Origin of the sequence: Rhizobium sp. CSW-27, from assembly GCF_018760785.1 — a bacterium.
Taxonomy (GTDB): Bacteria; Pseudomonadota; Alphaproteobacteria; order Rhizobiales; family Rhizobiaceae; genus Neorhizobium.
Genome location: NZ_JAHHZO010000005.1, coordinates 69,044 through 83,326, shown reverse-complemented (window position 1 = coordinate 83,326; position 14,283 = coordinate 69,044). Strand labels below are relative to the sequence as shown.

Here is a 14,283-nt window from a genome sequence, read left to right as displayed (position 1 = left end):
CGCGTCGCGGCAGGGTAAAAACTCCGGCAACGGGCGTAAGTCTCCTCAGCTCCTTTGGTTCCATGACATCAAGATCAGCCGCGTTCAAGCGGGATCTTGAAGCGGGGCGTTTCCGGCGGCTTCGCGCGCCCTCGCAGTCCGCAGAACCTGCTGGCGTGCAAAGGGACTTAACCCCGGCCGGCCCGCCTGCTATGGCTGGCACTGGCTGCAGGACCTGCGGCCGATGCCAGTTCCTGACCGGGGTTTGCCGATGACGATCCAGTTTTCCAACTACCTTCCCGAGCTTGTCGCCACCCGGCGCTTCCTGCACCAGAACCCGGAACTCGGGCTTTCCGAGTTCAAGACCTCGGATTTCATTGCCGAGCAGCTGGTGGCCATGGGCTACGAGGTGACCCGAGGGCTTGGCCAGACGGGTCTCGTCGCCACCTTGAAGAACGGCACGAGCGAGCGCTCGATCGGCATCCGCGCCGATATCGACGCCCTGCCGATCCTGGAGGAAACCGGCCTCGACCATGCCAGCCAGACCCCCGGCCTGATGCATGCCTGCGGCCATGACGGGCACACGGCGATCCTGCTGGGCGCTGCGCGCGCGCTCGCCGAACGGCGCAATTTCGACGGCACGCTGAACCTGATCTTCCAGCCGGCCGAGGAAAATTTCGCCGGCGCCAAGCTGATGATGGATGACGGCCTCTTCCAGCGCTTCCCCTGCGACGCGGTGTTCGGCCTGCACAACGATCCGGCCATTCCCTTCGGCAGGATCGCCGTCAAGGAAGGCCCGATGATGGCGGCGGCCGACGAGTGCCTGATCGTCGTCAACGGCCGCGGCGGCCACGGCGCCGAGCCGCAGGACGCCAGCGATCCGATCGTGTGCGGCGCGAGCATCATCATGGCGCTGCAGACCATCGTCTCGCGCAACCTGCATGCCATGGACCAGGCGGTGATCACCGTCGGCGCCTTCAATTCCGGCAAGGCAAGCAACGTGATCCCCGAGCGGGCCGAAATGGCGATCACCGTCCGCTCCTTCGATCCGACGGTGCGCGACACGCTGGAGCGACGCATTCGCGAAGTGGCAGAAGGTCAGGCGGCAAGCTACGGCATGAGCGTGACGATCACCTATGAGCGCGGCTACGAGCCGACGATCAACCACAAGGCCGAGACGGATTTCGTGCGCCGGCTGGCCGGTCGCGTCGTGGGGGAAGCGAATGTCATCGATCTCGAGCGGCCGTCGATGGGCAGCGAGGATTTCGCCTTCATGCTGGCGGAACGTCCCGGCACCTATTTCCTGCTCGGCACCGGCAAGACGGACAACGACCCGCCGCTGCACCATCCGCGCTTCGACTTCAACGACGACGCCCTGCCGATCGGGGTGGCGATGTGGGTCGAGATTGCCGAGGAATGGCTGAAGACCGCCTGAGGTTGCCGGCAGGCGCACGGAACGACCGGTTTTGGTGGCACCGAGGCCGAAGCGGCCCTTGATCATCGGCGCCACCGCGCAATCTCACGCGTGAGCGAGACCGGACAGGCAAACGGGAGACGAGCCATGGCGGACGTGGATGCCGTTGTCATCGGTGCGGGTGTCGTGGGGCTGGCGGCGGCGCGCGAACTGGCGCTTGCCGGGCGCTCCGTGCTGGTTCTCGAAGAAGCGGGCGCCATCGGCACCGGCACCTCGTCGCGCAACAGCGAGGTGATCCATGCCGGCCTCTATTATCCGGAGGGCAGCCTGAAGGCCAGGCTCTGCGTCGAGGGCCGGGAGCGGCTCTACGCGTTCTGCCGCTCGCATGGCGTGGACCACCGCCGCGCCGGCAAGCTGATCGTCGCGAGCGATGCGGCGGAACTGCAGGGGCTTGCAAGCCTCAGGCAGAAGGGCGAGGCGAATGGCTGCACGGATCTTCGCCTGCTGACGGCGGCGGAGGCCGAGGCGCTCGAACCGGCGCTTGCCTGCGTCGGCGCGCTTCTGTCACCCTCGACCGGCATCATCGACAGCCACGGCCTGATGCTGGCCCTGCAGGGCGATGCCGAGAACGAAGGGGCGGCGTTTGCCTTTCACGCCCCCTTTGTTGCCGCAAGGCGCGCGGGCGACGACTTTGTGCTTCGAACCGGCGGCGCCGAACCGCTGGAGCTTTCAACCAAGATGATCGTCAACGCCGCCGGCCTTGCCGCCTCGCGGGTGGCACGGGCCATCGACGGACTGGCGGCAGGGACAGTTCCGGAAACCCGCTATGCCAAGGGCAATTACTTCCTGCTCGCCGGCCGCGCACCGTTCCGCCATCTCATCTATCCGGCGCCGCATGCCCACGGGCTTGGCGTGCACCTGACACTCGATCTCGGCGGGCAGGCGCGCTTCGGGCCGGATGTCGAATGGATCGATGCCATCGACTACCGGGTCAGGCCGGAGCGGGTGGCCGGCTTTGCCGAAGCCATCCGCCGCTACTGGCCGGACATGCCGGAGGATGCGCTGACACCGGGCTATAGCGGCATCCGCCCCAAGATCTGCGGACCGCTGGATCCGGCGGCGGATTTCCGCATCGACGGGCCGGAGGCACACGGGATTGCGGGCCTCGTCAACCTTTTCGGCATCGAAAGCCCCGGTCTTACCGCTTCGCTGGCCATTGCCCGCGAGGTCGGCGACCGACTGCTGCCGGACAGGCAGGCAAAAGCGGCCTGAGGCTTCTATCCGCTCTCGGCAAATCGCAATCTGGCCTTGATCGGCAGATGATCGGAGGCAATGCGGGCAAGCGCGGTATCATGCACGCGAACCTCACCGACAAGGCCCGGCCGGTTGCTCATGATGCGGTCGAGCGCCAGCACCGGAAGCCGGGAGGGAAAGCTCGGCACGGCCGGCGGCATGCCGCGGAACATCGGCGAGAGCGAATGCAGCGAGGAACGGTCGCCGAGCCGCCATTCGTTGAGGTCGCCCATCAGCAGCGTGGGTTCGTCGCCGCGTCCGGAGAGAATGTCGAGGATCATGCGCGCCTGCTGCTGGCGCGAGCGGTTGAGCAGGCCGAGATGGGCGGCGATGACGCGCAGCATCCGCCCATCCGGCATGTCGAGTTCGGTGATCAGCGCGCCGCGCGGCTCCAGCCCCGGCAGTTTCACCTGATGCACGTCGCGCACGGCGCCGCGGCGGAAGAACAGCACATTGCCGTGCCAGCCATGCGCCTTGGCAACGCCGGACAGCGGCACCGGCTGCAGCCCCGTCTCGCGCTCGACCCAGGCAAGGTCCAGCAGGCCGCGCCGCTCGCCGAAGCGGGTATCGGCCTCCTGCAGGGCCAGAAGATCCGGACCGATCTCGCGGATCACCTGGGCGATGCGACCGGGATCGAAACGCCCGTCGACACCGACGCATTTGTGCACATTGTAGGAGGCCACCAGGAGCGAGGCATCCGGCTGGCTCTGGTCCTCGTCGCCGGCGGCTGCACCGCGCTGCTTGCGATTGCGCAGCGAGTGAAGAATGCTGGCCCGCAGGGTGCTGTTCGTCGATTGCGTCATGCGGGGCGCCGGAATGTCATCGCCTGAATCATGACCTGACTATAGCGCCTTGCGGCAAGGCTTCCAGAGGCGCGGTCAAAGATAGGGCGAGCCGAGCCACAGGATGCGATCGATCAGCCGCAGGGCGAAGGGACGCGCCTGCAGGTCCTCCAGCAAGACCGGTGCGGCGGTCCTGAGCATGGCGTCGATGCGCGCCTCCAGCGCACCGGCGAAGTCGAGATCGTAGACTTCCATGTCGACCTCGAAGTTGAGGCGCAGCGAGCGCGGATCGAGATTTGAGGATCCGACATAGGCCCAGCGGCCGTCCACCGCCATCAGCTTGGAATGGTTGAACGGCCCGTCGGCGCGCCAGATGCGGCAATCGCCCTTCAGCACCTGGTCGAACTGCGCGGTCATGGCACGGTCCACCAGGGTGAGATTGTTGGTGGCCGGCACGATGATATCCACCGCCACGCCGCGCCTTGCCGCCGTGGCAAGCGCGGCGATCAGTTCCCGGTCCGGCAGGAAATAGGGAGAGACGATGCGGATCGAGGTTCGCGCGACGGAAAAGGCCCCCATCAGGATTTTCTGGTTGGTCTCGACGCTGCGATCCGGGCCGGAGGCCACCACGCGCGCCAGCATGGGACTGCCGGGCCGGGTTGCCGGAGGCTCGATCCGCCAGGCCTCGCCGGACAGCAGTTCGCCATGCGCAAAACGCCAGTCTTCGGCCGCGACCGAAAAGAGATCCGCCACGACCGGCCCGGTGACGCGGAAATGGGTATCGATGGCCTGAATGCCGCCATCGGGATGGCGGGCAAAGGCCTCGCGAATGTTCATGCCGCCGGTAAAGGCAACACGGCCGTCCACCACCATGATCTTGCGGTGGGTGCGCAGGTTGGCATAGGGCAGGCGCAGGCCCATGATCACATTGCCGTTGAACACATCGACCGTCACGCCGCCGTCGGTGAGCAGGCCAAGCACGCTCGGCACCGAATAGCGGGCGCCAACCGCATCGACCAGCACCCGGACGCTCACGCCGCGCTTCACCGCCTGGATCAGCGCCTCGGCAAAACGCCGGCCGATGCGGTCACGGTCGAAGATGTAGGTTTCGAGCAGGATGCTGCGCCTGGCCCCCGATATGGCCTCCAGCATGGCTTCATAGGCCGTATCGCCACCATCCAGCACCTCGATCCCGTTGCCGGTGGTGAGGAAATAGCGGTTGATCCGGTCGCCCAGCGTCTTCATCGACTGGAAGCGGCGGCCGAACTGGGCCGCAACCGCCACATCCTCCGCATCGAAGGCTTCGATATGGTCGAGGAAGGCGCCGCCCAGCAGTTCCCGCTGGTTTCCGAGCGCGCTGCGGCGGATGCGGTTGATGCCGGCAATCAGGTAGAGCAGCGCGCCGATGATCGGCGACAGCAGGATGACGCCGACCCAGCCGACGGCGGAGCGGACCTCCTCCTTGGTCATCGTGACATGAATGGCCGCCGGCACGCCCATCAGGATGGAGAGCGCAAAGACGATGTGCGGCCAGTAGTGGGAAAACAGATCCAGCATTCGCCGGAATATAGGGCTCGGCGCGGCGGGCGCAATCAGTCATCCCGCCGCGATGATGAAGAAGATCAGGCCGCGGCGAGCTGCGCCTGGAACTGGTCGAGCGAGGCCTCGAAGATGTCGAACATCGCACCCACCTGCTGTTCCGTGATGATCAGCGGCGGGCAGAGCGCCAGCGAATCGCCGATGGCACGCGAGAAGAGGCCGTTCTCCTGCATCACGGCCGCGAGCTTCGGGCCGAGCTGGCCGGTGGCAAAGCCCTCGCGCGGGGCAAGCTCCAGCGCGCCGATCAGGCCGATGCCGCGTGCCTCGATGGCGAGCGGATGGCTTTCCAACGCCTTGAAACGCGACTGGAACAGCGGCGCCAGCGCCTGCACGTTGCCGAGCAGGTTGCGCTCCTCGATGATTGCCAGGTTTTCCAGCGCGACGGCGGCGGCTACGGGGTGGCCGGAGCCGGTATAGCCATGGCCGAAGGTGCCGATCCGGCCGGATTCCTCGGCGATCGGCTGGTAGACGCGGTCGTTGATCAGCAGCGCCGAGATCGGCTGGTAGGAGGACGACAGCTGCTTGGAGACGGTGATGATGTCCGGCTCCATCCCCATGGTCGTGGTGCCGAACATTTCGCCGGTGCGGCCGAAGCCGCAGATCACCTCGTCGGCGATCAGCAGGATGTCATGCTTCTTCAAAACGGACTGGATGGCCTGCCAGTAGCCGGCGGGCGGCACGATGACGCCACCGGCGCCCATCACCGGCTCACCGATGAAGGCGGCGATGGTTTCCGGCCCCTCGCGCTCGATCAGCGCTTCGAGATCGGCGGCGCAGCGGGCAACGAAGGCTGCCTCGTCCTCGCCCTCCTGCGCGAAGGCGCGGTAATGCGGGCAGGTGGTGTGAAAGATCCCCGGCAGCGGCAGATCGAAGGAACGGTGGTTGTTCGGCAGGCCGGTCAGGCTGGCGCTCGCCACCGTCACACCGTGATAGCCCTTGATGCGGGAAATGATCTTCTTCTTTTCCGGCCTGCCGAGCGCGTTCGAGCGGTACCAGATCATCTTGATCGCGGTGTCGTTGGCCTCGGAACCGGAATTGGTGAAATAGGCCCTGGACATCGGCACCGGCGCCATCCGGATCAGCTTTTCTGCCAGATCCACCGCCGGCCCGTGCGTGCGGGCGCTGAAGGTGTGGTAGTAGGGCAGCTTTTCCAGCTGCCGGCGCGCGGCCTCGACGAGGCGCTGCTCGCCAAACCCGACGGCGACGCTCCACAGCCCGGCCATGCCCTCGATATAGCGCTTGCCGCCGGCATCGTAGACATAGATGCCCTCGCCGCGTTCAATCGCCAGCGCTCCGTCACGCTCCAGCGCCTTCGCATTGGTATAGGAATGCAGGTGATAGGCCCTGTCACGGCCTTCGATGGAGTTGGGCTGGATCGTCATGGCGCTTCCTGCAATGGTTCGGGATGAAATTTCGCGATCTGCGATCGCAATATCACGACCGAGATCGAAACGGAAGCCTTCCCGCAGCACTGTGCCGAAATGTGACTCCTGAGAAAAATTTTTTACAGAAATCTAACGACGCCCTGCGAATGTTGCGACAGGTAACCGACTCTTCCAGAAGCAAAGCCGCCATCCGGGGAACATATTCATGACGAGCGCCAAGAGCCTGGCCGCACCCGCGCCGCAGATCACTGCCACGCCGCGCTCCATGCGCGTGGTCACAGACGGCATCAGCATCGACCTGCAGCGTTTCAGCGCCGACAACAACCATGTGGTCAAGCAGATCAAGCTGCTGGCGATCAATGCCCTGATCGAGGCGGCGCGCGCCGGCGAGACGGGCAAGGGCTTTGCCGTCGTCGCCAACGAGGTACAGCGGCTGGCGCAGGTGGCTACCGACATTTCCGGCCGGTTCGAGAGCAATGTGCTCGGTCGCATCGGGCTCAGCCGCAGCATGGCGGACCAGCTGGTGACGGAAATGGAAGGCGTGCGCCTGACCGATCTTGCCCAGACGCTCGTGCAGCTGATCGTCCGCAACCTGTTCGAGCGCACCGCGGATGTGCGCTGGTGGGCGACCGACCCGGCACTGTGGGACGCCTTGCAGGCCCCCTCGCCGGAAAAGGCCGACTATGCCGCAACCCGGCTTGGCGTCATCAACCGCTTCTATACGGTCTACCACGATCTCGTCATGACCGATCTTTCCGGCCGCATCATCGCCTCGGCCAATCCGGCGCATCAGCGGCGTCTCGCCGGGCGCTCGCTTGCCGGCGATCCCTGGTTCCAGGCGGCTGCCCGCTGCGCATCCGGCGATCACTACATCGTCGACGAGGTCAAGGAGAGCCCGCTGCATGACGGCCATCACGTGCTGGTCTATGCCACCGGCATTCGCGAGGGCGGACGGGTGGATGGCCGCCTGATCGGCATGCTCGGCGTCTATTTCGACTGGCAGAACCAGGGCCATGCCATCGTGGAAAAGGAGGCGAACCTGCCGCAACAGCAGGTCGAGCGCACCACCGTGATGCTGCTCGATGAAAAGGCGCGGGTGATCGCCTGCAACCGCCCGGAACGGCTGTTCACCCATTTTGCGCTGAAGGTGGAGAAGGGCTGCCAGAAGGGCAGCTATTACAACGACCAGGGCGCCATCGTCGCCTATGCAAGAACCCTCGGCTACGAGGACTATGATGGCCTTGGCTGGTACGGTGTCGTGGTGCAGGAAACCGAAAACGACGAGGCGATCCGCAGCCAGCTGGACCTGCGGACGCCCCGGGGATCTGAGACGAAGATTTGAGCCGGGTCAGCCGGCCCGGCGACGCCCGCCCATGGCCTCGACCGGCGGTTCGGTGCCGGCGGGGATCGGACTGCGATAGGCCTGGCCCTTCAGCCGGCGCTTGAGGTCGGCCCAGGCCGATTCCCGCAGCTGATCGCTCTGCAGCGCCGCCAGTCCCGTGGCCGCCATGGCCTTGGCGGTCGAGATCATGCCCTTGTGGGCAATACCGCTTTTGCCCTGCGCCACCACCTGCCAGGTGTGCAATTGCGTGCCGATCGCCAGCGTCGGCCCATAGGCCTGCACGGTCGGCACCACCCAGCTGACATCGGCGACATCCGTCGAGCCGCCCATCTGGCGCACCTCGTTATGCGCGGGCAGGATGAAATCGGCGAGCGGCACGTCTCGCTCCTCCAGTCTTTCCTGCGCCCAGCTGGCGGCAATGTCTTCCGGGCTCAGCGTCGCGCGGATCGCCTCGGCAAAGGCGATATCCTCGCGGTCGAACTCCGGCGGGCCCATGCTCTGCCAGACATCCTGCATCACATCCATCAGCGGCGTGTTGACGATCAGATTGGAGACGCCCGAGAGGATCGTGTGTTCCACCTTCGTCTCGGTCATCAGCGCGGCGCCTTCCGCCACCTTCTTCACCCGCTCGATCAGCGAGAAAAGCCCGGCAAGCTCCGGCGCGCGCACCACATAGCGCACCTTGGCATGCGCCTGCACGACGTTGGGCGAAATGCCGCCGGCATCGAGCAGCGCATAATGGATGCGGCACTCCTGGTGCATGTGTTCGCGCAGATAGTTGACGCCGACATTCATCAGTTCCACCGCATCGAGCGCGCTGCGGCCAAGCTCGGGGCTGGCCGCGGCATGCGAGGAACGGCCGGTAAAGGTGAAGTCGATCCGGCAGTTGGCAAGCGAGGTCTCGCGCTGCACGCCGGCGAAATTGCTGGGATGCCAGCAGATGGCGATATCGACATCCTCGAAGGCGCCGGAGCGCACCATAAAGGCCTTTGCCGCACCGCCCTCTTCCGCCGGGCAGCCGTAATAGCGCACCCGGCCGGGCGTGCCGGTCGCCTCCAGCCAGTCCTTCAGCGCGGTCGCTGCCAGAAGCGAGGCGGAACCCAGGAGATTGTGCCCGCAACCATGGCCGTTGGCGCCGGCCGTCAGCGGTTCGTGCCGGGCAACACCGGCCTGCTGGCTGAGACCCGCCAGCGCATCATATTCGCCGAGAAAGGCGATGACCGGACCGCCCTCGCCTGCCTCGCCGATCAGCGCCGTCGGGATGTCGGCGACGTTTTCGGTAATGCGAAACCCTTGAGTTTCCAGCATTTCCCGGTGGGCGGCGGCCGATTCCTCTTCCATGTAGCAGGTTTCAGGCGTCGCCCAGACCCGGTCCGCCAGCTCCGTGAACACCTCCCTTTTTCTATCGACGGCATCGAAGATTTGCGGGAGGTTGCTGTTTGCGGACATTGGTTTCACCTGCATGCGACAATCAAGAATGGCCGACCCTATCCCAGCATCGGCAGAATGCAAATCTTTCCTGCAGCCTTTAAACCTGCCAGATTTCTGAGCAGAGGGCCTCTTCCAGCCGTTTCCACTGTTCCGGTCGTGGCAGACCAATGCGCAAGGTATCCGGCCGTTCAGCAAACCGCCGCACCAGAATGCCGGCCTCGCCCAGATGCCGGAACAGCCGCTCGGCCTCTGGATGCCGCAGATACCGGAAGAGCGAGGTGCCGCCGGCAACCGTCAGCCCCGCCGCAGACAGCAGCCGATCGAGTTCGCCTGCCTCCCGGTCGAGCCGCTGGCGCATATCCTGCTGCCAGACGTCATCTGCGAGTGCCGCAAGCCCGATCGCCAGCGTCGGGCCGGGGATAACCCAGGGTCCGAGCCGTGCCGAAAGCCGTGCGGCAACCGCTTCGCTCGCCACGGCAAAACCAAGCCGCACCCCGGCCAGCCCATAGAACTTGCCGAAGGAACGCAGCACCGCGAGCCCCTCGTGGACGCTGTCCGCCACCGAGGCTCCCGGCGCCAGCACGTCCATAAAGGCCTCGTCCACCACCAGCAATCCGCCCTTGCCTTCAAGATGCCGACCAAGGGCGAGGAGTTCGTCGCGTGCAATCAACCGCCCGTCCGGATTGTTGGGATTGACGACGATCGCCAGATCCGCCGCAAAAAGATCCGCCACCTCCTGCGTCTCGCGGACGGCAAAGCCGGCTAACCGCGCCATCTGCGCATGTTCAGCATAGGTCGGAGACAGGATCGCCGCTGTCTTTCCGTCCGGCGAAAAGCTGCCGAAACGCGCCTCGATCAAGAGCGGCAGCAGAATCTGCGTGCCGGCCGCCGCCGCGATCTGATCACCCGACGCCGCGCCATAGACGTTCGCCGCAACGCCCCTCAGCCGCGCCAGATCGTCCGGCTCCGGCAGCCGGGAAAAGGCTTCGGGAGAAAGCGGCGGAACTGGATAGGCGTGCGGATTGATGCCGGTGGAGAGATCGATCCACGGCCGCGGTGCTGCCGGAAACAGGCTTTCCGCCCGTCTCAGGTTGCCGCCATGCTCGATTCTGTGCATGACAGGCTCCGTCTGCCCCTTTTGTGTCTCTCCGGTCCCGTCCATGGCCTTCTCTCTCGCCTTCCTTGCGCTCGTTATTGAACGGCTTGTCGGTTATCCGCAATGGCTTGTGGATCGCATCGGTCATCCGGTGATGTGGATCGGCACGCTGATCGACCGGCTGGAGCGGCGTCTGAACCGGCTGGAGCTGGATTTTGCCACTCGCCGGCGTAATGGCGTGATCGCCTTTGTGCTGCTGCTTCTGGCGACGCTCACCGTGTCCGTCGTCATCGAGCGCTCCCTGCTCTGGCTCCCCTTCGGCCTCATCGTGCTCGCCATACTGTCCTCCAGCCTCCTGGCCCAGAAAAGCCTGGAAAGCCATGTTCGCGCCGTGGCCGAGGGGCTGGAAACCGGCGGACTGGAGGCGGGCCGCAAGGCAGTCTCCATGATTGTCGGACGTGATCCGGACCAGCTGGACGAGGCGGGCGTCAGCCGGGCCGCGATCGAAAGCCTCGCCGAAAACTTCTCCGACGGCATCACGGCACCCGCCCTCTGGCTCGGGCTCCTCGGCCTGCCGGGTGGCGCGCTCTACAAGGCGACCAACACCGCCGACAGCATGATCGGCCACAAGAATGCCCGTTACGGCGCCTTCGGCTGGGCCGCCGCGAGATTCGACGATCTCGTCAACCTGCCGGCCTCGCGGCTGACCGCACTGCTGTTCGTCGCTGCCGCCTGCCTGGTGCCCGGCGCCTCACCGCGTAATGCTTGGGCTGCCGTGCGCCGCGATGCGGGCAAACACAAGTCGCCAAATGCCGGCTGGCCGGAGGCTGCCATGGCCGGCGCGCTGGGGCTCGGCCTTGCCGGGCCGCGCGTCTATGGCGGTGTGCTGGTGCAGGATCACGTGATGGGCGAAGGGGGACGCCGGGAGGCGACCGCCGCCGATATTCGCCGGGCGCTCAACCTCTCGCGGGTGGCAGACCTGCTGCTGATCGTGCTGTTCGGCCTGCTGGCGGACGGCTTTACCGCGCTATGGTAAGCAACCGGTCGAGATCGAGATGGCGCTCGAGATGCGCCGCCAGCCGGTCCAGCACCTCTTCCACGCCCTGCTCGTAATTAAGCCGCGACACCTCGCCGCCGAGCCGCGTCAGCCAGGCGGAGCGCTGCCGGTCATCGGCAAACAGGCCGTGCACATAGGTGCCGGAAACGAGGCCCGAGACGGAGACCGCCCCTTCCGCCCGCCCCGCGATGACCGCAAAGGATCGGCAACAATCCGGCCCGGACGTTTCTCCGACATGCATTTCATAGCCGGCAAACGAATTTCCGTCCACCGTCTCGCCGGTCACCGCCACCAGGTGCTTGTCCCCCGTCAGCCGCGTCTCCACATCGAGCAGCCCAAGCCCCGTTTCGACGGCACCGACGGGACCTTCGATCCCGTCCGGGTCCGAAACGCTCTTTCCCAGCATCTGGTAACCGCCGCAAAGACCGAGCACCGGTTTTCCCCGGCGCAGATGCGCGGCGATATCGATATTGAAGCCGGCGCCCTTCAGCGCCCTGAGGTCGGCAATCGTCGCCTTCGACCCGAGCAGAAGGATGAGATCGGCATCCGCCGGCAGCACACCGCCCGGCCGCACCCGAATGAGCTCCACGGATGGCTCCGCATCCAACGGGTCGAGATCGTCGAAGTTGGAAACATGCGGCAGGATCGGCACGGCAATGCGGATCTTGGCGCCGGGCTTTGCCGGAGCTGCTGAATTGAGCGCCAGCGCATCTTCCGCCGGCAGCCGCACCGCCTCGGCAAAATGCGGCAGGAGACCGATCGGCGACCAACCCGTAAACCCTTCGACCATCCGCATGCCCTCGTCGAACAGGCTCGGATCGCCGCGGAACCGGTTGACGATGAAACCGCGGATCATCGCCGCATCCTCCGGGTCCAGCACCGTCTTGGTGCCGGCAAGGCTGGCAATCACGCCGCCGCGGTCGATATCGCCGATCAGCACCACCGGAACGCCGGCGGCACGGGCAAACCCCATATTGGCGATATCGTTGCGGCGAAGGTTCACCTCCGAGGCACTGCCGGCGCCTTCCACCAGCACCAGATCGGCAGCCGACTTCAGACGCTCGAAACTCTCCAGCACCCGCGGCATCAGGCGAGCCTTGATCTCCTGGTATTCGGCGGCCCTGGCATTGCCCTCCACTTTGCCCTGCACGACCAGTTGCGCACCCACCTCGCTTTGCGGCTTCAGGAGAACCGGGTTCATATGCACGGAGAGGTCGGCGCGTGCGGCACGCGCCTGCAGCGCCTGCGCCCGGCCTATCTCGCCGCCATCGGCGGTGACGGCGGCATTGTTCGACATGTTCTGCGGCTTGAAGGGCAGCACCGTCAGCCCGCGCAGGGTAAAGGCACGCGCCAGGCCCGCGACGATCAGCGACTTGCCGACATCCGAGCCGGTGCCCTGGAACATCAGGGCCTTGGCGGGCTTGCCTGTCATCAGAACTCGATCCCGGCCTGCGCCTTCACGCCGGCCTTGAAGTGGTGTTTCACCAGCGTCATCTCGGTCACCATGTCGGCTGCCTCGATCAACGCCGGCTTGGCATTGCGCCCGGTCACGATGACATGCAGATCGTCGCGGCGCGCACCGAGATCGGCAAGCACGGTGTCGAGATCGAGGTAATCATAACGCAGCGCGATGTTGAGTTCGTCGAGGATCAGAAGTCCCACCTCCGGCAGCGCCATCATCTCCTCCGCCTTGTCCCAGGCCCGTTCGGCAGCGGCCACATCGCGCTTCAGGTCCTGCGTATCCCAGGTAAAACCCTCGCCCATCGTGTGCCACAGCACGCGATCGCCGAAGGCCTCCAGCGCCACGCGCTCGCCCGTATCCCAGGCGCCCTTGATGAACTGCACCACCGCGACCTTTCGCCCATGCCCCAGCATACGCAGCGCAAGGCCGAAGGCGGCCGTGGATTTTCCCTTGCCCGGCCCGGTATTGACGATCAGCAGGCCCTTTTCGATGGTCTTGGACGCCACCTCGGCATCCTGCACCGCCTTGCGGTTTTCCATCTTGCGGCGGTGCCGCTCGGCGACGCTTTCGTCGATCTCCTTCACGGGGCCTCTCCTCGGGGTCGTTTATCGAGCGGCGGACTATAGTCGAATGGTGCCGCACGGCAATGCGGCATTGACACAGGCTCGCGCAAACGCATAGTGAATCCTGCAACGGTCTTTTCCCGGCAACGGGGAAAGCTAAGAGGGAACGTGGTGCGGTTTTTGACCTAAACCACGGCTGCCCCCGCAACTGTAAGCGGCCCCCGCCTTGGATGAAGAGGCGGAACGTCCGGCGCAAAATGCCACTGAAGCGCGAACTTCGGGAAGGCGGCGTCCGGGACACAAACCGCGAGCCAGGAGACCTGCCGTTGAGGAAGGAAAGTCCAGCCGGGCGGGGTGCTCCGGAAGGGACGTTTTTGAAACCATGCGGGTCGTTCGATCCGTCGTGGCAGCACCCCATGACGATCAACACTCGGGGTGGATTTTGGATCTCTCGGCACGACACGAAAAGCGGCAGACCGATGCGGACACGACACCGCGTGTCATCATCCATGTCTGCGAAACCTGCCGCAGCGGCACAGAAGCGGCCGATGCGCCCCGCGACGGCGCGATCCTGACTGAGCGGGCAAAGGCGCTGTCCGCCGAAGGTGTCGAGATCCGCGCCGTGGCCTGTCTCGCCAACTGCAAACGTGCGCTGAGCGCCAGCATCCAGAGCGCCGAGGGCTGGTCCTATGTCTTTGGCGACCTGACTGTGGATTCCGCCGGGGATCTGCTCGAAGGCGCGCGCCTGCTGAGCCTGTCCGCCGATGGCCTGATGCCCTGGAAGGGCCGACCCGACACGCTGAAGCGCGGCATGATTGCCCGCATGCCGCCCCTGCCCCCCATTTTGCATCCCATGACGAACAAGACCTGAAGGACCGCC

The 14,283-nt window shown here is 65.6% G+C and carries 12 protein-coding genes and 1 riboswitch; of the genes, 5 read left to right on the top strand and 7 right to left on the bottom strand.

The window, feature by feature from the left end; translation table 11 throughout:
* Window positions 1-250: 250 nt before the first annotated feature.
* Window positions 251-1,414, top strand: a complete 1,164-nt coding sequence (locus tag KLP42_RS11760) for a M20 aminoacylase family protein (protein ID WP_215566907.1) — start codon at window positions 251-253, stop codon at window positions 1,412-1,414.
* A 126-nt stretch (window positions 1,415-1,540) separates the two neighbouring features.
* A complete protein-coding gene (locus KLP42_RS11755) occupies window positions 1,541-2,665 on the top strand; it encodes an NAD(P)/FAD-dependent oxidoreductase (protein WP_215566905.1) in 1,125 nt (374 codons plus the stop codon).
* A 5-nt stretch (window positions 2,666-2,670) separates the two neighbouring features.
* On the opposite strand, the gene KLP42_RS11750 is transcribed toward KLP42_RS11755, so the two are convergent.
* From KLP42_RS11750 to KLP42_RS11740, 3 genes are all read right to left on the bottom strand, one after another.
* Entirely contained in the window at window positions 2,671-3,489 is an 819-nt protein-coding gene (locus KLP42_RS11750) for an endonuclease/exonuclease/phosphatase family protein (RefSeq protein WP_215566903.1), read from the bottom strand.
* 75 nt (window positions 3,490-3,564) lie between these two features.
* The gene (gene cls, locus KLP42_RS11745; protein WP_215566901.1) at window positions 3,565-5,025 is read right to left on the bottom strand and encodes a cardiolipin synthase; all 1,461 of its coding nucleotides are present in this window, start codon (window positions 5,023-5,025) and stop codon (window positions 3,565-3,567) included.
* A 65-nt stretch (window positions 5,026-5,090) separates the two neighbouring features.
* Window positions 5,091-6,449, bottom strand: coding sequence for an aspartate aminotransferase family protein (locus tag KLP42_RS11740; RefSeq protein WP_215566899.1), 1,359 nt, complete (start codon window positions 6,447-6,449; stop codon window positions 5,091-5,093).
* A 208-nt stretch (window positions 6,450-6,657) separates the two neighbouring features.
* Here KLP42_RS11740 and KLP42_RS27135 point away from each other — a divergent pair, with 208 nt between their 5' ends.
* Entirely contained in the window at window positions 6,658-7,794 is a 1,137-nt protein-coding gene (locus KLP42_RS27135; protein WP_215566897.1) for a methyl-accepting chemotaxis protein, read from the top strand.
* Window positions 7,795-7,800: 6 nt separating this feature from the next.
* On the opposite strand, the gene KLP42_RS11730 is transcribed toward KLP42_RS27135, so the two are convergent.
* Window positions 7,801-9,243, bottom strand: coding sequence for a M20 family metallopeptidase (locus KLP42_RS11730; protein ID WP_215566895.1), 1,443 nt, complete (start codon window positions 9,241-9,243; stop codon window positions 7,801-7,803).
* Window positions 9,244-9,322: 79 nt separating this feature from the next.
* The gene (gene cobD, locus KLP42_RS11725; protein WP_215566892.1) at window positions 9,323-10,342 is read right to left on the bottom strand and encodes a threonine-phosphate decarboxylase CobD; all 1,020 of its coding nucleotides are present in this window, start codon (window positions 10,340-10,342) and stop codon (window positions 9,323-9,325) included.
* Between the two features lie 43 nt (window positions 10,343-10,385).
* Between cobD and cbiB the strand changes: the two genes are divergently transcribed.
* Window positions 10,386-11,357, top strand: a complete 972-nt coding sequence (gene cbiB, locus KLP42_RS11720) for an adenosylcobinamide-phosphate synthase CbiB (RefSeq protein ID WP_215566890.1) — start codon at window positions 10,386-10,388, stop codon at window positions 11,355-11,357.
* Here the strand turns inward: cbiB and KLP42_RS11715 are convergent.
* On the bottom strand, window positions 11,341-12,810 hold the full coding sequence (locus tag KLP42_RS11715; protein ID WP_215566888.1) for a cobyric acid synthase: 1,470 nt from the start codon (window positions 12,808-12,810) through the stop codon (window positions 11,341-11,343). The two genes, cbiB and KLP42_RS11715, sit on opposite strands and share 17 nt — an antisense overlap.
* Window positions 12,810-13,424 (bottom strand): cob(I)yrinic acid a,c-diamide adenosyltransferase, encoded by a 615-nt coding sequence (cobO, locus tag KLP42_RS11710; RefSeq protein WP_215566886.1) that lies wholly within the window; start codon window positions 13,422-13,424, stop codon window positions 12,810-12,812. Before cobO ends, KLP42_RS11715 begins: the two co-directional genes overlap by 1 nt.
* Window positions 13,425-13,516: 92 nt before the next feature.
* Window positions 13,517-13,745, top strand: a riboswitch (cobalamin riboswitch).
* A 61-nt stretch (window positions 13,746-13,806) separates the two neighbouring features.
* On the opposite strand from cobO, the gene KLP42_RS11705 reads away from it, so the two are divergent.
* Window positions 13,807-14,274: a DUF1636 family protein gene (locus KLP42_RS11705; RefSeq protein ID WP_353844872.1), complete on the top strand. Its 468-nt coding sequence runs from the start codon at window positions 13,807-13,809 to the stop codon at window positions 14,272-14,274.
* Window positions 14,275-14,283: the final 9 nt, after the last annotated feature.